20 protein-coding genes and 1 pseudogene are annotated in these 20490 nt (G+C 69.2%); 7 read left to right on the top strand and 14 right to left on the bottom strand.

Features of this window, described 5'->3' with window-relative positions; genetic code table 11:
• Window positions 1-100 precede the first annotated feature (100 nt).
• Window positions 101-304, bottom strand: coding sequence for a hypothetical protein (locus I8N67_RS27575; protein ID WP_200306687.1), 204 nt, complete (start codon window positions 302-304; stop codon window positions 101-103).
• An 86-nt stretch (window positions 305-390) separates the two neighbouring features.
• Here I8N67_RS27575 and I8N67_RS27580 point away from each other — a divergent pair, with 86 nt between their 5' ends.
• From I8N67_RS27580 to I8N67_RS27590, 3 genes and pseudogenes are all read left to right on the top strand, one after another.
• Window positions 391-765: a VOC family protein gene (locus tag I8N67_RS27580; protein WP_200306689.1), complete on the top strand. Its 375-nt coding sequence runs from the start codon at window positions 391-393 to the stop codon at window positions 763-765.
• 184 nt (window positions 766-949) lie between these two features.
• The gene (locus tag I8N67_RS27585) at window positions 950-1552 is read left to right on the top strand and encodes a DinB family protein (protein ID WP_200306691.1); all 603 of its coding nucleotides are present in this window, start codon (window positions 950-952) and stop codon (window positions 1550-1552) included.
• A 510-nt stretch (window positions 1553-2062) separates the two neighbouring features.
• A pseudogene (locus tag I8N67_RS27590) lies at window positions 2063-2919 on the top strand (nitroreductase/quinone reductase family protein).
• A gap of 68 nt (window positions 2920-2987) precedes the next feature.
• On the opposite strand, the gene I8N67_RS27595 reads toward I8N67_RS27590, so the two are convergent.
• The 4 genes from I8N67_RS27595 to I8N67_RS27610 form a co-directional block, all read right to left on the bottom strand.
• Window positions 2988-5186 (bottom strand): HelD family protein, encoded by a 2199-nt coding sequence (locus tag I8N67_RS27595; protein ID WP_200306693.1) that lies wholly within the window; start codon window positions 5184-5186, stop codon window positions 2988-2990.
• Window positions 5187-5276: 90 nt separating this feature from the next.
• Complete coding sequence (locus I8N67_RS27600) at window positions 5277-5894, bottom strand: TetR family transcriptional regulator (RefSeq protein ID WP_200306695.1); 618 nt, start codon at window positions 5892-5894, stop codon at window positions 5277-5279.
• 99 nt (window positions 5895-5993) lie between these two features.
• The gene (locus tag I8N67_RS27605) at window positions 5994-8426 is read right to left on the bottom strand and encodes a phosphotransferase (protein WP_307835391.1); all 2433 of its coding nucleotides are present in this window, start codon (window positions 8424-8426) and stop codon (window positions 5994-5996) included.
• Between the two features lie 127 nt (window positions 8427-8553).
• Window positions 8554-9663, bottom strand: coding sequence for a phosphotransferase (locus I8N67_RS27610; RefSeq protein ID WP_200306697.1), 1110 nt, complete (start codon window positions 9661-9663; stop codon window positions 8554-8556).
• 185 nt (window positions 9664-9848) lie between these two features.
• Here I8N67_RS27610 and I8N67_RS27615 point away from each other — a divergent pair, with 185 nt between their 5' ends.
• The gene (locus I8N67_RS27615; protein WP_200306699.1) at window positions 9849-10604 is read left to right on the top strand and encodes an HAD family hydrolase; all 756 of its coding nucleotides are present in this window, start codon (window positions 9849-9851) and stop codon (window positions 10602-10604) included.
• Here I8N67_RS27615 and I8N67_RS27620 read toward each other — a convergent pair.
• Window positions 10585-11466 (bottom strand): winged helix-turn-helix domain-containing protein, encoded by an 882-nt coding sequence (locus I8N67_RS27620; protein WP_200306701.1) that lies wholly within the window; start codon window positions 11464-11466, stop codon window positions 10585-10587. The genes I8N67_RS27615 and I8N67_RS27620 overlap by 20 nt on opposite strands.
• Before the next feature lie 169 nt (window positions 11467-11635).
• Between I8N67_RS27620 and I8N67_RS27625 the strand changes: the two genes are divergently transcribed.
• Window positions 11636-11818 (top strand): hypothetical protein, encoded by a 183-nt coding sequence (locus tag I8N67_RS27625; protein ID WP_200306703.1) that lies wholly within the window; start codon window positions 11636-11638, stop codon window positions 11816-11818.
• Here the strand turns inward: I8N67_RS27625 and I8N67_RS27630 are convergent.
• Window positions 11809-12528, bottom strand: coding sequence for an HAD family hydrolase (locus I8N67_RS27630; protein ID WP_200306705.1), 720 nt, complete (start codon window positions 12526-12528; stop codon window positions 11809-11811). The two genes, I8N67_RS27625 and I8N67_RS27630, sit on opposite strands and share 10 nt — an antisense overlap.
• Before the next feature lie 29 nt (window positions 12529-12557).
• Entirely contained in the window at window positions 12558-13442 is an 885-nt protein-coding gene (locus I8N67_RS27635) for a GntR family transcriptional regulator (RefSeq protein ID WP_200306707.1), read from the bottom strand.
• Between the two features lie 182 nt (window positions 13443-13624).
• On the opposite strand from I8N67_RS27635, the gene I8N67_RS27640 reads away from it, so the two are divergent.
• Complete coding sequence (locus tag I8N67_RS27640) at window positions 13625-13813, top strand: hypothetical protein (protein ID WP_200306709.1); 189 nt, start codon at window positions 13625-13627, stop codon at window positions 13811-13813.
• 27 nt (window positions 13814-13840) lie between these two features.
• Here the strand turns inward: I8N67_RS27640 and I8N67_RS27645 are convergent, their stop codons facing one another.
• The 4 genes from I8N67_RS27645 to I8N67_RS27660 all read right to left on the bottom strand — a co-directional run bounded on the left by I8N67_RS27645 (window position 13841) and on the right by I8N67_RS27660 (window position 18309).
• A complete protein-coding gene (locus I8N67_RS27645; protein WP_200306711.1) occupies window positions 13841-14683 on the bottom strand; it encodes a winged helix-turn-helix domain-containing protein in 843 nt (280 codons plus the stop codon).
• A 410-nt stretch (window positions 14684-15093) separates the two neighbouring features.
• Complete coding sequence (locus I8N67_RS27650; RefSeq protein WP_200306713.1) at window positions 15094-16356, bottom strand: GNAT family N-acetyltransferase; 1263 nt, start codon at window positions 16354-16356, stop codon at window positions 15094-15096.
• A 261-nt stretch (window positions 16357-16617) separates the two neighbouring features.
• A complete protein-coding gene (locus I8N67_RS27655; RefSeq protein ID WP_200306715.1) occupies window positions 16618-17586 on the bottom strand; it encodes an asparaginase in 969 nt (322 codons plus the stop codon).
• Window positions 17587-17667: 81 nt separating this feature from the next.
• Window positions 17668-18309, bottom strand: coding sequence for an RsiG family protein (locus tag I8N67_RS27660; RefSeq protein ID WP_200306717.1), 642 nt, complete (start codon window positions 18307-18309; stop codon window positions 17668-17670).
• Between the two features lie 216 nt (window positions 18310-18525).
• On the opposite strand from I8N67_RS27660, the gene dtd reads away from it, so the two are divergent.
• Complete coding sequence (dtd, locus tag I8N67_RS27665) at window positions 18526-18951, top strand: D-aminoacyl-tRNA deacylase (RefSeq protein WP_200306785.1); 426 nt, start codon at window positions 18526-18528, stop codon at window positions 18949-18951.
• Window positions 18952-19020: 69 nt separating this feature from the next.
• On the opposite strand, the gene ygfZ is transcribed toward dtd, so the two are convergent.
• Complete coding sequence (gene ygfZ, locus I8N67_RS27670) at window positions 19021-19986, bottom strand: CAF17-like 4Fe-4S cluster assembly/insertion protein YgfZ (protein ID WP_200306719.1); 966 nt, start codon at window positions 19984-19986, stop codon at window positions 19021-19023.
• 9 nt (window positions 19987-19995) lie between these two features.
• Entirely contained in the window at window positions 19996-20466 is a 471-nt protein-coding gene (locus tag I8N67_RS27675) for a Fur family transcriptional regulator (RefSeq protein WP_200306721.1), read from the bottom strand.
• Window positions 20467-20490 lie beyond the last annotated feature (24 nt).

The raw sequence follows: 20490 nt of genomic DNA on the forward strand, positions 1-20490 counted from the left end.
GGAGGGTCTGGTGGCGACGAGGGAGTCCACTCTCCTGTGGGATGGAGATCCGATACGTACGCAGACGACCGATGCGCACATACACGCGGTTCATGGTCGCCTACGACAGCGGCTGGGTGTTGGCAGCCCTGGCCGGCCTTCTGATGCGTGGCAGGGCAGCAGGGCCGACGGCGGGGTCTGGATCGGCTGCCAGACAGCCGCCCCCGTCGCGTTCGCCGCGCTGCTGGCCGCCGCCACCCCCACGCAGACGGCCTCGGATGCTCGCGCCGAGGACCCGCCCGCCGGCGGCGGGTTCAATCGCCACCGATTCCTCTGAGACTGAGGGACGGGACAGCTCTGGGCCGTTTAACGACTGGCTGCGTGCGGTTGACGCCCCGTAGGGTGCCGGCCATGGCTTGTCGAATCTCCGAACTGATCATCCCTTGCCAGGACCCGCAACAGCTGGCGGCGTTCTGGTGCGAGGTGCTGGGTTTCATCGTGCTCGACCCCGACGACGGCGGCGCGGTGGAGATCGGACCACGGGAAGGGTTCGGCGGGTTGCAGCCGACCCTGGTCTTCGTCCCCGCCACCGAGCCCAAGGCCGGCAAGCTGCGGATGCACTTCGACGTCAACGCCACCGACCGCGATCAGGACGCCGAACTCGAACGCCTCCTGAAGCTCGGGGCGCGCCCGGCCGATATCGGCCAGAGCGGCGAGGAGCAGTGGCACGTCCTTATCGACCCCGAAGGCAACGAATTCTGCCTCCTGCGAGCCCGCCTGAGCTGAGCATCGGCCCGCACCGGCCGCGCCGATCACCCCCGCGGCCCCTGTTCTGCCGTATTCCGGCCGCCTCGCGCCCAAGCCCAACGCATCGTGACCAGTCGCCCCAGGTCAGGCCCTGCCCTGCCTCATCATCAGCGAGACGGGACACAGGGATGGACAGAGATCGCGTGAGCGACAGACTGGCTCCATGACCACCGCATCGGATCCCAAGGCCGACCTCCTCTTCTATCTGCAGTCCGCGCGCGATGCCCTGCTGTGGAAGCTCGAAGGACTCTCGGAGTACGACGTCCGCCGTCCGCTGACGCCGACCGGCACCAACCTGTTGGGGCTGGTGAAGCACGCGGCCGGTGTGGAGCTGGGCTATCTCGGTGACACCTTCGACCGGCCGTCCGGTGAGCCGCTGCCCTGGCTCGACGGCGACTCCGAGCCCATCGCGGACATGTGGGCCACGCCCGAGCAGTCCCGCGCGGACATCGTGGAGCTGTACCGCCGGGCCTGGACGCATGCGGACGCGACCATCGGCGCGCTGGCCCTCGACACGGTCGGCAGGGTGCCGTGGTGGCCGAGCGGGAAGGACGAGGTGACGTTGCATCACGCCGTCGTTCGCGTCATCGCCGATACCCACCGGCACGCCGGGCACGCCGACATCCTCCGCGAACTCATCGACGGTGCGGTCGGGATGAACGAGGGCAACGCCAGCGTCCCGCCAGGCGACGCGGCATGGTGGGAGAACCATCGCGGCCGCCTGGAGCGCGCGGCCGAGGAAGCCGACGCCGGCCGTAGGGCGTGAGGGCGAGGCCGACACCCCGCGTCCCACCCCGCGCCCCACTCCGCGCCCCGGAGACGGAGTCGGCATTGGTAAAAACCCGTCGTCCGAAATTCGGCATTGCCCATACCCGGTCCCACCCATTACCGTTTCCCTCATGACTGCCGGGTCGGCCTTGAGCCGTGAGCGGATTGGTAACCCGGCCTCCGAGTGAGGCCGGGGCGGGCCAGGGGCCCGCCTGCTGAAATTCCGCGCGTCGACTTTTCTCACCGCAACGCGAACCGACGCATTGCGCTGCCCTGAACTGCCGGGCCCTGACTCGCCGCGCCCTGACCAGCACTGCGCTGCACAGCGTCGTGCCGTGCCGTGCCTCGCCGTGCCGTGCCGTGCCGTGCCGTGCCTCGATATGACCTGCCCGCATTTCCTCAACGCGCTGCGGCGATCACCCCTGCCCAAATTCCGCGATACACGCTTGCCGCTACCGCCATGGGTATCGCTATCGCTATCGCTATCGCCAACCCCAGAAAGCAGAGAATGCCCAACCCTTTCAACCAGCAGATCATCGAAGAGTTCCGTGCCAACCACGGAAAGGTCGGCGGATATTTCGAGGGCGCTCGCCTGATCCTCCTGACCACCACCGGCGCCCGTACGGGCAACCGGCACACCACCCCCCTCGGTTACCTCCCCGACGGCGACGGCACGATCCTGGTCATCGCGTCGGCCGGCGGTTCGCCCAGGAACCCCGACTGGTACCGGAACATCGGCGCCGATCCCCGTGTCACCGTGGAGAGCGGAGCGTTCACGTACGAGGCCGACGCCGTCGTACTGGACGGCGAGGAGCGGGACCGGGCGTTCGCGCGGGCGGTGGAGTCCGAGCCGGGGTGGGCCGAGTATCAGGCGAAGACGGACCGTACGATCCCGGTCGTCGCTCTGCGCGAGGTCCCCGTGGCCGGTCCGCCGAACATCAACGCCGGTTCGATGGGCGAGCCATCAAGGTCGTCCATGACGCGTTCCGGCGCGAACTCGCCCTGATCAGGAAGGAGTTGACCATGAGCGACGGCAAGGCCACCCTCGGCGCCCAGCTCCGCGTCAACTGCCTCACCTTCTGCCAGGGCCTCCACAACCACCACACCGGCGAGGACATCGCCCTGTTCCCCTTCCTCGCCGACCGCCACCCCGAGCTGGCCCCGGCCCTCACCCGCCTCCACGAGGAGCACGAAGGGATCGCCGCCCTCGTCGAGGACCTGCGCCGAGTCGTGACGACCGAGAACGCCGACCCCGTCGCCGTACTCCCCGAGGTGGAACGGCTCATCGCCGAGCTCGAAGCGCATCTCGACTACGAGGAGGAGCAGTTGATCCCGGCACTGGATGCCGTGACGACGCCCGCGTGATCAACCGGTGAGCGGCGGACGAGCCTCCGGGAGACGCCCTCTGGGGGATGACTCACGTGCTCCGCCGCTCACCAAGGCAACGCACGCGCATGCACCACGTCCAGCCGCGACACCGCCCGCGTGAGCACGACATACAGCCGATGCAACCCCCGCACGCCCCCCTGATTCCCCTCCCCCTCCTGATCCCCCTCCTGATCCCCCTCCGCCGCCACGATCGCCGCCGGCTCGACGACCACGACATGGTCGTACTCAAGCCCTTTCGCCACCCCGGCCCCCAACACCGCGACACGCGCCCCGAGTTCGTCCGGACCACCCGTCGCGACCCCGGCCTCGCCGAGCGCCTCCCGCAGCCGTACGACCTCCGCGTCGGCCGCGATGACGCCGATGGAGCCCTCCTGAGCGAGCGCGTCGCGCACGGCGGAGACGGTCTCGGCCGCGAGGAAGGCGCCCTCCCCGTCCACCCTCCTGATCCTCAACTCCCCGTCCCTGCGCAGGGATCGCGCGGCGGGCACATCCACCTTCAGCCGCCCCAGCAGCCCGTTTGCCAGGCCTACGACGGCCTGTGGCACCCGGAAGCCGATGGTCAGGGGTACGACGAGGGCGTCCGGCTTGCCCAGGTGTGCGAGGAGTCGGGGCCACTCGCGGGCGGCCCACGGCGTCGTTCCCTGGGCCAGGTCGCCCAGGACGGTCACCGAGCCGAAGGTGGAGCGGCGGCCGATCGCGCGGCACTCCATCGGGGAGAGGTCCTGGGCCTCGTCGACGACCACATGGCCGTAGCCGCCGGGGTGTTCGAGGAGTCCCGCGACCTCGTCGAGGAGGACGAGGTCGGCGGCCGACCAGCGGGCCGACCGCCAGGTGCGCGGCGCCTTCGCCCACAGGACGGCCTTCTGCTCGTCCGCGTCGAGCAGCCCCTCCGCCGCGTCGGCGAGCGCGACCGGGTCCCCGAGCAGCCGCGCCACCACCTCCTCCGGCCGAACGCGCGGCCATACGGCGTCGACGCACGCGCCGACCGGCCGCGACCGCGAGACGCGGTACGCCCACGCGTTCGAAAGCGGCCCGGCCCGCCGCTCCGCCCGCTCCCGCACGAGCCGTACGACCCGCGCCCGGACCCGTTCGCGCCCGATGTCGTACGGCGGTTCCTCCGCCCGTACGCCCGCCACGATCCGCGCGAGCTCGTCACCGGACACCTGCCAGCGGTACGAACCGTCCGGTACGACGAGGGAGTCGACGTGGCCGCTCGCCACGTCGGCGTACAGGGCGCGGCGGAGCACCCGCGCCATCCGGGCGTCGTGCTTGACGACCGCGGCCCGCTCGTCGTCCGCCGCGGTGACCGGGTGCCGGGCGATCTCGTCCGTGATCGTCGACTGCCGTACGCCCGTCTCGCCGAGCGCCGGCAGGACCTCCGCGATGTACGAGAGGAAGGTGCGGTTCGGGCCGAGGATCAGCAGTCCGCTGCGGCGGATGCGCTGGGGGTAGGTGTAGAGGAGGTACGCGGCGCGGTGCAGGCCGACCGCCGTCTTGCCGGTCCCGGGGGCACCCTGCACGCAGACCGAGGTGGTCAGATCCGCGCGCACCAGGTCGTCCTGCTCCGGCTGGATGGTGGCGGCGATGTCCCGCATGGGGCCGAGCCGGGGGCGCTCGATCTCGTCGGCGAGAAAACTGCCCGGGGAGGAGTCCTGGACATCCTCCTGGATGCGGGGGGTGCCGTGACCGAGGCGTTCGTCCTCCAGACCCGTGAGGTCGGCCGAGTCACCGCGGCTGCCCGGCGCCCAGCCGAAACGGCGCCGGACGGCGACACCGCGGGGGTCACGGGGACTCGCCTGGTAGAAGGCCCGCGAGACCGGGGCCCGCCAGTCCACGACGAGGGGCGGCGCGGCCGGATGCTCGCTGATCCGCAGCCGGCCGATGTGATAACTCTGCCCGGCGTGATCACCGAAACCAGCCCCAGCCCCAGCCCCAGCCCCAGCCCCAGCCCCAGCCCCAGCGTCACAACGGCCATCGGCAGCGCCATCGCCATCGGCGAAATCGAGCCGCCCGAAGAACAACGGCCCTTCCGGCAGTTCACGCATCTCCTTGGCGTGGCTGCGGAGCCGGTATCCGAGCACCTCCGCGTCGGCCCCCGACGCGGAGACGTCCTCACCGATGACGACCCGCTCCCCCGCCCCTTCGACCATGGCGGCGAGGGCGGTGCGGCAGGTGTCGTGGTACGTGCGTTCGTGGGCGAGGGCGGAGTGGAGGAGGGCAGGGGCGTGTTCGGGAGACGTCATTCCGCCGAGCGTACCGAAATAACGTAACCGAGTTAAGTTTTTTACCGAGCCTCAGGAATGGGGCCGGGTGAGGTGCGGGAGCGTGCCTCCTCAGGCCACCCCCACCGGAAGCGCCCCCTCAAGTCGCCCGAACACCCGCTCAGCGGCGACAACGGCGTCCCCCTCGACCTCCTCCACCCGCTCCCCCCGCTCCATCCGCCGCCAGTTCTCCTCCGCCAGCACCCGCCGTACGGCCACGATCTGACCGGCGGCGACCCGCGCGTCGAGCCCGCCGCCCAGCACCTCGGCGAGCGCGGCCTCGGCCCGCTCCAGATGGCCGTACAACCGCGCGACCAGCGACGGCGTGCCGTACAGCAGCCGATAGAACGCGAGCACGTTCGGATTGTCGTTCAGCCCGGTCACCGGATCCCGCCGGGCCAGCCCGTCCAGAAAGCGCGCCCGCACCGCCCCCACCACCGACTCCCCCTCGGCCCGCCCCGCGACCACCCGCGCCGTCTCGTCCTCGTGATCGGCGATCCGGTGCAGCACGAGGTCCTCCTTCGCCGGGAAGTACCGAAAGAGCGTCGGCTTCGAGATCTCGGCGGCCGCGGCCACCTCGGCGACCGACACCGCGTCGAAGCCCTTCTCCAGGAACAACCGGATCGCGACCTCCGACACCGTCTCGTACATCCGCCGCTTCTTCCGCTCCCGCAGGCCGATCTCACTCATACCGGCGAGCCTAGACACCATCGGGGACCCTTGTTCGCCTTCGGCGGCCGGGGCCAGGCAGGGTCGGTCCGCGTCGAAGGCGATCCGTCGTCCGGAACGTCAGGACAGGGGTGTCCGGCTCGAATCAACGGCCCCACCGGTCACAGTCGTCGAACCGCACAGGCCGGCGGGCAGCGTGCGTCTCTTGGAGAGCGGTCTCTCGGCACCGATTCCCCGAAGCGCGGCCCGCAGCGTCTCGCGCGGCCACTGCCAGGCCGCTTCCATGGACTGCTGGACGACCTGCCACATCATCGCCTCGACCGATGGCCCGGCACGCTCGACGTACGGAAGTGCCTTCAGCAGAAGGGACTGGGTTCCGCCTCCCCAGCGCCGAGCCCGCAGACCGAGCTCGTCCTTCGCGCGCTCCAGCGTCGCGGCGTACGAGTCCACCGCTCGGCTCACATTGGGCGCGTCGAGGTTGGATCGGGTGACCAGGCGGTTGAGGTCCACATAAGCGGACCTCGCTCTCTCCAGTCTTCGGTAGACGCGCTCGTCGGACTGCCAGCGCCGGGTGTACTCCTCGTCCAGCCGGTCCTGCCACCGGCCGAACATCTGCTTGCGTGTCTTCCGCGGGGTCGGCGTGAGGTGCATGTGCCGTACCAGGTCGTACAAGGGATCTCCCACCATGGCGGCTTCCCAGTCGATCATCGCCAGGGGAAGTCCGTCACCTTGGCAGCGGACGAGATTCCACGGATTCAGGTCGCCGTGCAGCAGCGCCGGACGCCTGGGGGTCACCTGGTGCGAGCGCAGGATCTCCCGTAATTGCTCCTCGTCCGGCAGGCCGAGTTCCCGGGCCAGCCGCCGTGACGGGGCGGGCAGCGCCGCCACCTGTTCCACCAGCTGATCGCTGAGCCAGCCATAGAAATCGGGGACATCCGTCCGCGCCTCGGAAGAGCCCAGCAGATCGCTGTCGACCTTGGTCAGCTCACAGAGCTGGTCCACGAGGGCGTCCGCCTCGTCCGGCTGCAATCCGTTCACCGGATGGTCCAGTTGGTCGACATCGGCGGACGTGCCGACATACGAGTGCAGGGCGAAGAAAACGCCCCCCTCGGTCATCCCCAGCCCGAGCGCCCTCGGTGCCCGCACAGCGACACCCGACTGTTCGATGGCCTCCAGTACGGCGTGCTCGCTGAGAAAACTCCGTCGGTTTCTGTGGGAGCCCTTCATCCTCCGCCGTACGACGACCGGGGGCTTCGTGGCGTCCACCCGCACGACCGTGTTGCGGTGAGCGGTTCCCGTGAGCACCTGCCCCGCGGGCGCACGTCTCTCCGCGGCCAGCACCTGGCCGAGTGCGACGTCGCAGCGGTCGCCCGGCCGTTGGGGGGTCTGCGGGACTCGGCTCCAGTCGATCGCGAACAAGGGGCGCAGCTTCGCATGGCTGCCGCCTCTCTGCTCCTGCCATGCGACGAGCGCGCCCTCGATCTCGGACGGGGCCGGGACGTCGGCGAGCGCCAGCGGGCGTTCGGCGGCCTCCAGGGCCTGGCGAATCGATTCAGTGGCCCGGTCCAGGTCATGTTGCTCGAAGGAACCGTCCAGGGACTGTGCCGCACGCATGACGTCGGGATAGACGGACTGCGCCCTCTCGAACGCGATGTAGTGATCGAGATCCTCGTGCAGGCCCTTGGCTCCGGCGGGGGTGACGTCCTGGAACGCCTTCTCCCAGGCCCTGACCACCTCGTCCCACTGAGAGATCGGATACCGCATCCTGACGAGGTGGACGGCCAGGTCGTGCAACGGGTCACCATAGGTGGCCAGCTCCCAGTCGACACAGATCAGCGGTGGGTCACCCGAGTACGTCAGGATGACATTGTCCCGGTGGAGATCCGCATGGAGCAGGCTGTACGGGCGGGGGGTCAGCTCCGGTACGCGCTCGGCGTACCGTTCCATGGCGTCCTCGGGGATGCCGAGCGCCATGAAAAGACCGCCGAACACAGGCCGGTTGGGCACGCACACGTCATGGTGCACCAGTTTCGCCAGTGTGTAGAGGAACCCCTGGCTGTCCTGGTCGCACGGCCAGTAGTCGGGCAACGGCGGCAGCGACTCCTCGCGCACCTGCGACATCTCGGCAAGCAGCTCGGTCAGCTTCTCGACGAGGGCCTTGTCCATGGATCGGCCGTCCGGGCACACCCTGGACAGCGGGACACCCTCCACATAGCTGTGAACGGCCGCCCCCCAGGTCTCGGCGAGGCACTTCGGCACATGCGGCAGCACGCTGCCCACGGCATCCAGGACCCAGGCTTCGTCGAGCCAGGTACGGACCACCACCGGCAGCGCCTCGTCCACCGGCTTCCTGACCCGCACCGTCACAGGAGTGTCCGGTTCACCTCCCACCTCCCGCGCCATGTCCTGATCCAGACGCAGGAGGAAGTTCCGATTGTGGTGCCCGCTGCTCATCACCCCGTCGCGGATGGCCCGCTCCACGAACTCCTCGCAGACAGCCCCGGGCGCCCGGCCACCCCACTCGGCTCGGCGAGGTACGGAGACTGCACGCACTGAAACGCTCCTGGACGGACAACGCGGGTAGCGGAGAGTGCCCCGGGAAGACATTCGGCCAGTCGGCCGATCCACCGTGGGGGACCCACGGACACTCGAACGCGCGCTTACGATCCCACACGTCCCACTACCTCGAACGCGTGTCACCGCCATGATTGCGGAGCCACCGCGCGAGCGCGGCTTCGACCGCCGGCGCATTCGGCACCGTCTCGACTCCCAAAGGGCGAGCGCCCCTGCTCAGTACCTCCCAGACCGTCCAGCTCGCGCTGCGGAGCAGGCTCCGGTCCGCCTTCGCCTCCAGACACAGGGACTGCGACGTGCGGATCACGTCGGTGAACACCGACTGCGCCTTCTTGTAGTCCAGGAGCTTCGGCAGGTCTTCCCGCCAGCCGCTCGAACTCCCCGGTCGGATGCCCTCGACGAGCGTGCACCACCGCTCCGTCATCCGCCGTTCCTGCTCCGACGGATAGCGCATCAGGTACAGATGGGTGGCCAGGTCGTAGAGCGGATCGCCGAGCATCGCTAGTTCCCAGTCGATGGCCCACAGCCGACGCTCATGGTCGACGATGAGGTTCTCCCGGTGAAGATCGGCGTGGAGCAGGCAGAAAGGGCGCTCCCGCAAGCCGGACACATGCTTCCTGAGCTGTTTGAAGGAGTCGGGGTCCAGCTTCAGGTCCGCGAACAGCTGCCCGTACTCCCGCAGGTTGTCCCCGTACACCCGCTCCTCGGTGAAGTTGATCAATCCGTCGATGAATCCGGCGCTGTCGCCCTCCGACGCACGGTCCCGCAGCTCACATCTCCGCTTCACCAGCAGGGTTTCAGGGGTGACGGCTACCAGTTGCCGGAACAGGGCGAGGATCTGCTCGAACTCCTCCTCGGGAACCGCCGTGCCGGACGCGTGGAGCGTGCCGAGTGTCTCTCCCTCGATGAACCGTTGGAGGACGGTGCCCCCGGCCTCGATGAGGTCGGGAATGTTGTCGATGCGTCCCTGGAGCTCGGTGAGCAGGCGTTCCTCCGAAACGAAGCACCGCCGGTCGAACCACAGCAGGCTCTCCCGCGGTTCACGGCACTTCCACCGTCCGTCGCCACCTCCACCGCCACCGGCCCCGGCCTCCGGCGGCAGCGGGAAGACATACGTCTCATGGTGGTAGCCACGGAGCGGCCCTTCCACCATGCCCGGGTCGGCGCTCATCTCACCAGCGCGGCAACGGCCCGTGGAATCCGATTCAGCTGGCATTGCCCGTTCTCTCGCCGTGGTCAGACCAGTGGTGAAATCAAGGAAGTGGAGGCACGTTACTCCTCCGTGGTGGTGCATCGTGCCAGAGGACGGCGATACGACGTCACGATTCGTCTGACTTCCCGAAGTCATCGGCGACCGCTTCGCCTCTCGGATCCCGCGGCCGACTGGGCCACACTGACCCCATGACGAGACTCCCGGCCGACGCCACCGCGCGCTTACGGACGCTCCTCGGCGAGACACGAGCGGTTCTCTTCGACTTCGACGGCCCGATCTGTGATCTGTTCGGCGGCCGGTCGACGGCGCCGATCGCCCAGGAGATCAAGGCCATGGCCCGGCGGGAGTGGAGCGTGCTCGACCACGTGGTCGAAGCATGTGAGGACTCGCACGGCCTCCTTCGGATCCTCAGCGAGATGCTGGACCGAAGGGGGGATTCCTCCCTCGACCCCACCGCGCTGAGCACGGCGAACGACATTGTCATGCGGTACGAGTACGACGCGGTGGACTCGGCCGTGCCGGCCCCGGGGATACACACCCTGCTCGACACCCTGCTCGGTCTCGGCAAGCGACTGGTGATCGTGACCAACAACGCCGAGGGCCCCGTGCTGAGGTTCCTCGAACTTCATGGCATGTCCGGCAAGTTCGAGGTGGTCTGCGGTCGTGATCCGCATGAGCCACGCCATATGAAGCCCGACCCGCATCTGCTGCACCGGGCCCTGTGGAGTCTGGGCCGGATGAGCCCGCGCGACGCCGTCATGGTCGGCGATCAGCTCACCGATCTCCAGGCGGCCAGGTCCGCGGGAGTGGGTTTCCTCGGCTACTCCACCGACGACGAGCAGAGTGGGAACCTGAGCCGGGAAGGCGCGCACTGCGTGGTCCACTCGCACACCCAGCTCGTCGCGGCCTGTGCCCTTCCACCGGTCAGTTGTCCTCACCCGTGAGCCGGTCCCAGACCGAGTCGAACCAGGCCTGCGCGGCATCCACGAAGACGGTCCCCTGGGACGATACGTCGGTGTCCTTGACGTGGTGGGTCAGCGTGGCTCCCAGCCCGAGTACATCGCTGACCACGACCTCTTCGTCCTCGCCCACCTCGATCGTGCGCTCGACCACCTCGTAGAAGCCGTGCAGCGCCTCGGTGCGGTTGAGCAGATAGACCTTGAAGGCCGGTGCCATGGGAATGCGTCGGAACTCGATGTCGACGTGCGGCACGAACCCTTCTCGCTTCAGGTCCTCCAGCGCCCTCTTCAGCAGCGACCCGTGCATCCGTGTTATCTCACGAAGGCGCTCCTGCGGCCGCGTGTCCTCGGGCCTGCCTTTGACCTTCGGATACGGCAGTGGCACCGACTCACACGGCAGCAGCATGCGCAGCACTATGCGTTCGGGCGCGATCTCCCCCTCACGAACCCTCTCCGCCTGCAATCGGATGTGAGTGCTCAAGGACTCCGACGTCAGCGTGGAAATGTCCAGGGCGACTTCGCTGCGCTCAAAGGCGTAGTCGAAGAACGACCGCAGCGTCACCCCACGGCTGCCCCACACAGCGGCCGTCCCTGACGACTGCACCCGTTGAGCGCCCAACACCCGGGTCCCGCTCCCCTGCCGCGACTCGATCCAGCCCTCATCGCCCAACCTGGCCAGGGCTCGCTGAACGGTGTCGCGCGAGACGCCGAGCTCCTCGACCAACGCCCGCTGCGGGGGCAGAGCCCCTCCCACCGGATAGGTGCCGTCCGCTATGCGAGCCCGCAGCGTCTCCAGGACGCGCTCGAACTTGCTGCCGCCACCCTCTCCGCCTCGTGCATCACCCATCCCTCGACCGTACCGCTTCCGGCCGCTGAACAAACCAGTTCCAGTCAGCCAAACAGGCCAACTGGACAGGCAGTTAAGGGATCAGGCCAGCAGGGCATACAGCACTCAAGTCAACTACCAGGCCAATTGGACTGGTTAGTGGAATGACAGATGGAACGGGGTGGGAAGCATGGTTCTCTGGGAGCTGATACGGGCAGCAGTCCAATTCACCGCAGGTCACCTGGTGGGGCGGGCACTGGGCCCGCTGGGACTGGCCCTTCTGGTCACGGTTCTGGTGGCTGTGCGGGTGCGCCATGTGCACCCGGCGTGGTGGGCGGTGCTCCTCTTCGTCCTGCTGATGGTTCAGGCCTGATCCTGGAACCGCCCTCGCAGGGCGTCCAGTACGGGCTTCAGCGAGTCCACGGTGCGGGGAAAGGGGACGCCCGCCGCCAAGAGCGCTTTGAGTTTGTACTCGTTACGCGCGTAGCCCAGGAAGGGAACGCCCGCTTCCCTGGCCGCCTCGAAGTCCGTCGGGGCGTCGCCGAGCATCAGGGAGCGGGAGGGGTCGGCGCCCATCGCGTTGAGGGCCTGGCGCAGGATGTGCGGGTGCGGCTTCATCAGGTCGAGGTCGCGCGTGCGGCCGTATATGTAGGGGAAGCAGTCGGTCAGGCCCCGCGTCTCGATGTAACGGGCCGCCGCGAGCGCCGAGTTGTTGGTCGTTATGGCGAACTTGGCCTGTCCGGACCAGGTCCGGATGAGCGGATCGGCGTACATGGTGGGGTACGCCTTCGGGGCGGCGGTCAGCTCCTGCTGGGTGAGCCACTTCTCCAGGTCGATGATCAGGTCGCTGCTCGGGTGGCGCCGGCTCAGGCCCAGCAGTACGACCTGGGGGTCCGCCGTACTCCGTTCCCGCTCCGTCAGCAGGCCGCCCAGCCCGCGTTTGTCGATCAACTTGACGAGATCTCGGGCCACTTGGTGCGCGGGATGGCCGGAGAACAGCCGGCAGATCGGCCCGTCCAGGTCCCAGAGCACGAAGCGGACGGGAGCGATCAGTTCACGCAGGGACGCTGTCTCTACTGTCACCGGTTCAGTCTGCGCCGTATCAGGAGTCACTAGGAGAGTGTCAGGTCCGTCGTGATGGTTTCCCAGAGGGCGTCGAACCACTGCTGCGACTGCTCCACGAAGGCGGCGTCGCGGGGGCCGGTGTTCCTCTCGAAGGAGAAGAGGAGGGACTGGGTGCCGAAGGCGTCGTACATCTCCAGGGTGCCGCCCTCCATCTCCTCCTCGCGCCTCATGAGCATGTAGTAGGCGATCAGGGCTTCCGTGCCGTTGAGGAGGTAGAGCTTGACGGGCGGGGTGAAGGGCAGGGCGCGGAAGGTCACGCGGACGTCTAGTTGGTGGGAGGTGCGCAGCGCCAGGAGGTTGTGGCGCAGGACGCGGATCTGGGCGTTGCGCTGGTCGAGCCAGCGCTTGTGGACGGGGTCCTCCTCGTCGCCGCGGGCCTCCACCGGGACCGGGAAGGCCAGGTTGATCTTCCGGGAGGGGAGGAGTATGCGGACGTCGATGGACTCGGGGCGGATCGTTCCCTCGTGGATGAGGCGGACCGGTTCGCCAAGGGCCATCATCAGGGTCTCGGCGGTGAGGCAGGCCGCGTCGACGCGTACGTGCGGGGCGGAGAATGCCTCGGCGAGGCGTGGGGCGAGGCCCACCATCGTCGGCTGCGGCTCGTCCCGGGTGGGGTGGGTGGCCTCGGCGACCCTGGGCGGGCTCCCCTTGCTCACATTGCTGAGCAGCCCGTCGTCCTGGAGTGCGCGCAGGGCCTGACGGACCGTGCCGCGCTCCACGCCGAACTCCTCCGCCAGCTCGGCCTGGGTGGGCAGGCGCGCGCCCGGCCTGAGGTCGCCGCTGCGGATGCGGTCCCGCAGGGTGTCGGCGATCTCCTGGGACGAGAGCTTTCTGCTGCCGTTCACTGCAACGTTCTCCTGGGTCACGACCAAACGCTACAACTCTCGTCCATCTTTGGGGAGTTCTCGGGAAGGTGGTTACGAACATCGACCAAGTGGGAACCATCTGGGAAGAGTTGGTTGCCAACTTAGTCGAGTTGGCGGATATTTTGCCTCCGATCGAAGCCCGGCCCTCGCTCCACCTTGCCGCACCTCTCCCCGAAGGAGGTACCACCATGCCCACCATCGCCCTCATCTCCGCCATCGCCGTCGTCGCTTTCCAGAAGACGGTCGAGTGGCGCTACGGCACGATGGGAGTCGTCGGCCTGCTGTTCCTCACGGTCGGGCTGAAGGCGAAGAACCACACCTGCAGCTCCATAGGCGCGGTGATCCTCACGCTGATGTTCGCCGGCCCCGCGCTGTGACGGTCGCCGGCGTGCCGCGGGAGACCATCAGCTCGTGAGCAGCAGGTCCGAGCTGATGGTCTCCCACAGCGCGTTGAACCACAGGTGGGACTGTTCGACGAACGTGGTGTCCCGCGGGGCCGCCGTCGCGCCCTGCTGGAAGGCGAAGAGCGTGGACTGGGTGCCCTCGGCGTCGTACATCTCAAGCTGTTCGCTGTCCACTTCGGCCTCCTTCCGCTGGACGGTGTAGTACGCGAAGAGCGCTTCCTGGCCGTTGAGGAGGTACAACTTCACGGGTGGGGTGAAGGGCAGGGCACGGAAGGAGACGTGTACGTCGATGCCGTGCGTGGACCGTAACGCCAGCAGGTTGTGCTTCAGGACCTGGCCCTGCGCGTTGCGCTGGGCGAGCCAGCGGCGCTGGAGCCGGCCGTCGACCGAGGCGTCGACCGGGGCCGGGAAGGCGAGCGGGATGTCGCGGCTGGGCAGCATCACCCGGACGTCGACCCTGGCCGGATTTATACGCCCCGCGTGAATCTCGCGCAACGGCTCACCCACGGCGAGCGTGAGGGACACGGACGTCAGGCAGAGCGCGTCGATCTCCACGTGCGGGGCCGCGAAGGCGGTGGATATGCGAGAGGCAAGCTCCACCATCGTGGGCCGCGGCGCCGCTCCCGGCCCGCCGATCACGGCCGCACCCAGGCGTGGGGCGACAGTCGCCGGGCTTCCCTTGGAAACGTTGGTGAGCAGGCGCTCCGACTGCAGGATGCGCAGTGCCTGCCGTACGGCGCCGCGCTCCACGCCGAACTCGTCGGCCAGCTTCGCCTGGGTGGGCATGCGCTGCCCCGGTCGCAGCTCGCCGGACCTGATCCGGCCGCGCAACACGTCGGCCACCTCGCGATGTGACCGCTGGGGCCCCTGTGACGACTTCCGTCCATCGACGGCCGTGCGTTCCCGCTCCACGAACAAAACAGTACAACTTCGCGCCATCTTTGGGCAGTTCAGGAGAAGGTGGTTATGAGACGACTCCAAGCGGAGATAAGTACGTAAGAGTTGGTCGCCAACTTTCGCAACCTGGTCAAATTTTCCAGTGGTTGGTGACGCTGGCAACTGCCACACAGATCGACCGATCGACCTCCCCTCCGGAGGGGAGCCGGGAGTTCGACCGGTCCGCACAGCCACAACTGAATGGTTCAGCCACAACTGAATGCGCAGCCACAACCACAACCGCATAGCTACGGATATCCGCACACTCCATGGAAAGGTCCACGTCACAGAGAGCTCTGAAGAGTTCTGAGCACTTCTCAGAAGATGTCCGGGCACCACGGGCGCCTGGACGTCCGCAGCAGGGCGTCGGCCACGGAGGCGGCGCCCTTCCGCTGTTCCCGGACCCGGCCGAGCGCGGCGAGCCGTACGGCTGACTCGTCTCCCAGCCACAGCGTCGCCAGATCCGCGGCCTCCAGGACGAGTTCGGCGTCCTCGCTCGTCGGCACGCAACTCGCCCCGTCCGGACCGGCGTCGAGCCGGTAGCGGCCGGCCGCGAAACCGTCCCTGTCGACGACCTCAAGCACCAGCGTCCCGGTCCCCGCGTACGTACGGGCCTCCAGCGCCCGTACGACGTCCAGGACGCGCACCCACAGCCAGTCCGCCTGGGCGGTGATCCTGGCGGCGCGCGGGTCGGGGAAGAAGTGCGGGAGGAGATCGTCGGGGGCCCGCCAGCCCGACTTGACCTTGGTGATCCAGTCGATCGAGCAGAGGTACTGCCACAGGGCGCGTTCGGCGGCCGGGGTCGTCGCGATCAGCCAGTTGACGTCGGCGGTGTCGTGCGGCTGCTTCTCGTGCCAGTTGTCGTCCGCCTCGTAAGAGACGAGGCCCTGGACCTCACCGGCCGCCGAGCGGTACACAGCGTAGAACGGCTCGGTCCAGTCGGGGTGGATCCGCAGGTCACCGGTGTTGACCCGCCACCAGCGCTCGTCGCGGCTCACCGCGCCGGGCTGCGCGCGGCGCAGCCGTTCGTGGAGGGCGGGCCCGAGGGCGCGTACGTCCGCGCCGTCGACGAGGTCGATACGGCCGCCGTCCGCCGGGCGCGACCAGCGGGGGTCGAGGCCGGTGCGGGGGACGTCGATCGTCCACTGAGCGGTGCAGGTGGCGGGGCCGAAGCCGTAGCGGCCGTAGATCGGGTACTCGGCGGCGATCAGGGTGGCGACCACGTCGCCCCTGTCCTTCGCGGCGGTGAGGTCCTGCGTCATCATCCGGGTGAGGATGCCTCGGCGGCGGTGCGTGGAGGTGACGGTGACGTTCGAGATGGCGTCGGCGGGGACGGGGGTGCCGCCGACCGCGGTCAGTTCCTGGGGGAACGAGCGGAAGGTGGCTACGCAGCGGTTGTCGGCGAGGGCGTCGAAGGCGGCGAGGGTGCGGGATGGGTCGATGTGGGCGGAGCGGTCCTTGAGCTGTTGGTCGGAGAGGGCTTCCGGGGAGCGCAGGAAGCCGGTGTCGAGGGCGTGGAGCCAGGCCGGGATCTCGGGTTCGGTGATCGGGCGGACGGTGATTTCCTGGGAGCGGCTCATGGGATCACGCTAGGGGTGGCGTCCGCCTGGTGTCGTGGGGATTTCGCCCCCACGGTGGGCTGCGCGGTCGAGCTCGGGGGCTCGGTGCGGGTGCGGGTGCGGGTGCGGGTGCGGGTGCGGGTGCGGGTGCGTCGTGGTTGCTCGCGCGGTTCCCCGCGCCCCTGAAAGGCAGAGGCTGCGCCCCGTGGCTTTCGCCTTTGGGTGCGCGGGGAACCGCGCGACAAGCCCCCACCGGGCCCGCAGCCGACATCGCACCGGCCCTCAGAACACCGCCCGAATCTCCCCCACCACCCTCCCCCCGCCCAGCAGCGGGGCCCGGCCGATGGTATTCGTCACCTCTTCCTCCACGCCCAGCAGGGCCAACGCGCGGCCGAGGACTGGGCCCAGGGCCCGGGGCGCCCCGTCGTCGATCTTGAGGGCCAGGGCGCGGCCGTCCGGGAGGGCTACCGCCTGGACGGATTCGGCGCCCATTTTGGAGAGGGCGCCGGGGACGTCGCGCATGAGCGAGGTGTCGTGGCGGCGGGTGCCCGCCACGTACTCGGGGTGGGCGCGCATCGCGTCGGCGACGCGGCGTTCGGCGGTGCCGGGCGGGGCCAGGACGAAGGAGCGGAAGGCGCGGGCCAGGCCGGTGAGGCTGATCGCCATCAGCGGGGCCCCGCAGCCGTCGACCCCCACCGCCGCCACCGGCTCGCCCGCCGCCTCCTCGACCACCGTGTGGATCAGTCGCTGGAGGGGATGGTCCGGGTCCAGGTACGACTCGGTGGGCCACCCCCGCAGGGCCGCCGCCGCCAGCATCGCCGTGTGCTTGCCGGAGCAGTCCATGGCCACCCGGTCGCGTACACCGCCGGCGGCCAGATACGTCTCCGCCTCCTCCCGGTCCAGCGGCAGGTCCGGCGGGCACCGCAACTGCGCCTCGCCGAGCCCGTGTTCGGCCAGCATCCGCCGTACGAGCTCCCGGTGGAACGCCTCCCCCGAATGGCTCGCGGCGGCCAACGCCAGCCGCTCTCCCGTCAGTTCGAGCCCGGCCCGCAGCACGCCCGCCGCCTGCATCGGTTTGTTGGCCGACCGGGGGAAGACCGGCGCCGAGACGTCCCCCAGCGCCAGCTCCACCGCCCCGTCGGCCCCCAGCAGCACCAGACTGCCCCGATGCCGCCCCTCCACGAACCCGGAACGCACGACCTCGGCGAGCACGGGAGGGGCAGATACCTCAGCAGCGCGGCGTTCGGGCATCGGCGGTCGCCTTCCGGTTCCGGTTTCCGTTGGTCGCTCGGTCACCCGGTCGCCCGCTCCCCCGGTCGGCGCTCCGACGCGTCAGGCGAGCAGGTCGTCCACTTGGGCTTCGCCCTCACGGTACCTGCGGGCGATCTCGGCGCTGCAGTCGTCGGCGGTGCGCTGGAGGCCCTGACGGCGGCCGGAGATCTGTTGCTCGTATCCGACGAGATGGGCGAGCCCAGCGGCGAGTTCGTCGTCGGTGCGGGCTTCGAGGTCGGAGAGTTCGACCTCGGCGAGCATCTCGGCGGCCAGCCTGCGGTACTCCTCGCCGTGCGGCGTACCCACCGTGACATGGCGGGCCGACGAACGGTGCCGGGCCGGGGCGTCCGTCAGGATCTCCGAGAGCCGGTCGACGAGCGCCGGAGGCTCCCCCCTGGCCGACGGGTCCGCCGCGCGGCCCCGGCGGGCGAGTTCGGCCCGCAGGATGTCGATACGGCCCTGGAGCAGCCGCCGCAGATAGCTGAGGTCGGTCTCGTCCCGCTGGGCGTCCCGGCGCAGTGTGCGCAGTTCGGGCAGCCGCAGCCGGGACAGGTCCCGCTCGGCCGGGTCCGGCGGCAGCAGCGGACCGCTGTCCGTGCGCTGGACCGGTGGCCGACGGACGCCGGACCCGGGTCCGGGACCCGGGGTCGTACGGGTGAACGTGGCAGTCCCCGGAGGTTGCTCGGTACTCGATGTGCTCATGCGCCTCAACCGTCCCCTCGACCGGTGTGTGTGAGCATGGTGCCACTCCGAGTGGCCGCTATGTGACCGAGTCCCCGCGATCCGCCCCAGATGGGCGGTAATGGATCAATGAGAAAGACCGGGCAAAGCGCTCTTCAAACCCTCGTGATCACAAACCCCCCGTAAGGAGGACCCCCTCGGGAACGGCGGATGGACGGCGGCGGCATGATGGTCGGCATGCGTGCGGTGGTGCAGAGAGTCGACGGCGCGAGCGTCGTCGTGGACGGTGAGACGGTCGGGGCGATCGAGGGCGAGGGACTGTGCGTCCTCGTCGGCGTGACGCACGACGACACCAAGGAGAAGGCGGCGCGACTGGCCCGCAAACTGTGGTCCGTGCGGATGCTGCACGACGAGAAGTCGTGCAGCGACATCGACGCACCTCTGCTGGTCATCAGCCAGTTCACGCTGTACGGGGACGCGCGGAAGGGGCGTCGGCCGACCTGGAACGCGGCCGCCCCCGGCGAGGTCGCCGAGCCGCTCGTCGAGGAGGTCGTCGCGCAGTTGCGGTCCCTGGGCGCGACCGTGGCCACCGGCCGGTTCGGCGCGCCGATGCGGGTGTCGCTGACGAACGACGGCCCGTTCACGGTCCTGCTGGAGATGTAGGCCGAGGGGGCGCACCCCGGCGCGTACGACGCACCACCGCCACCGGGACGACCACCGGAACCGCTGTGGCTACGGCTCGACCACGACCTCCTGCGCCGCAGCCGTCGTGTCCGCCATCAGCCGCGCGTCCACCGCGATGTTGCGCTTGACGAGGGCCAGGGCGACGGGGCCCAGCTCGTGGTGGCGTACGGAGGTGGTGACGAAGCCGATCTTGCGGCCGTCGGGGCCGTCGTCGGCGAGCCGGATCTCGGCGCCGCGCGGCGGCAGGTGCACCTCGCTGCCGTCGAGGTGGAGGAAGACGAGGCGGCGCGGGGGCTTGCCGAGGTTCTGAACGCGGGCGACGGTCTCCTGGCCCCGGTAGCAGCCCTTCTGCAGATGCACCGCCGAACCGATCCAGCCCAGCTCGTGCGGGATGGTGCGGTGGTCGGTCTCGAAGCCGAGGCGGGGAAGGTGGTGCTCGACGCGCAGCGCCTCGTAGGCGAGGAGTCCGGCCGCGGGGCCCGCCTTCTCGGCGTACGCCTCCAGGTCCGTGCGCGGGAGGAACAGATCACGGCCGTACGGCGTCTCGCGGACGACCACGCCCTCCGGCGCCTCGGCGATGGAACCGGCCGGGAGGTGGACGACGGCGAAGTCGGCCGTCCGGTCGGCCACTTCGACCCGGTAGAAGAACTTCATCGACTCCAGGTACGCGAGCAGCGCCTCCTGGGTGCCGGGCTCGATGTGGGCCCAGACCGTCGTGCCGTCGTCGACCAGGTACAGCGCGTGCTCGATGTGGCCGTTGGCGGAGAGGATCAGCGCTTCGGTGGCCCGGCCGGCGGGCAGTTCGCTGACGTGCTGGGTGAGCAGCAGATGCAGCCAGCTGAGCCGGTCCTCACCGGAGACGGCGATGACACCCCGGTGCGAGAGGTCGACGAAACCGGTGCCGCCTGCGAGGGCGCGCTGTTCGCGGAACAGGTCGCCGTAGTGGGCGGCGACAGGTTCGTCCACACCCTCGGCGGGGACGGCGCCGGGCAGGGACAGCAGAGGGCTCTTCATACGCTTAGCCTACGACTCGGTAGTTGAAGTCTTCAGATCGCCGGTCGAGGTCTTCGGATCGTCCTTCGCGGAGCAGTCCGCGCAGCGGCCGAAGATCGCGAAGTGCTTCATGTCCGTCTCGAAGCCGAAGGTGTCGCGCAGCTTCGCCGTGAACTCGGCGGCCACCGAGACATCCGCCTCGATCACGTTCGTGCAGTCCCGGCAGACGAGGTGGATGTGATGGTGCCGGTCGGCGAGGTGGTACGTCGGCGCCCCGTGGCCCAGATGGGCATGGCTGACCAGCCCCAGCTCCTCCAGGAGCTCCAGGGTCCGGTAGACCGTCGAGATGTTGACCCCCGACGCCGTCTTCCTCACTTCCACGAGGATGTCGTCGGGGGACGCGTGCTCAAGGGTGTCCACGGCTTCGAGCACGAGTTGCCGCTGCGGCGTCAGCCGGTAGCCGCGCTGCCTGAGGTCACTCTTCCAGTCGGTGCTCACCACACTGCCCAGTCTAGGGCGGGCGGG

It is taken from the genome of Streptomyces adelaidensis, assembly GCF_016598475.1.
GTDB classification, from domain to species: domain Bacteria; phylum Actinomycetota; class Actinomycetes; order Streptomycetales; family Streptomycetaceae; genus Streptomyces; species Streptomyces adelaidensis.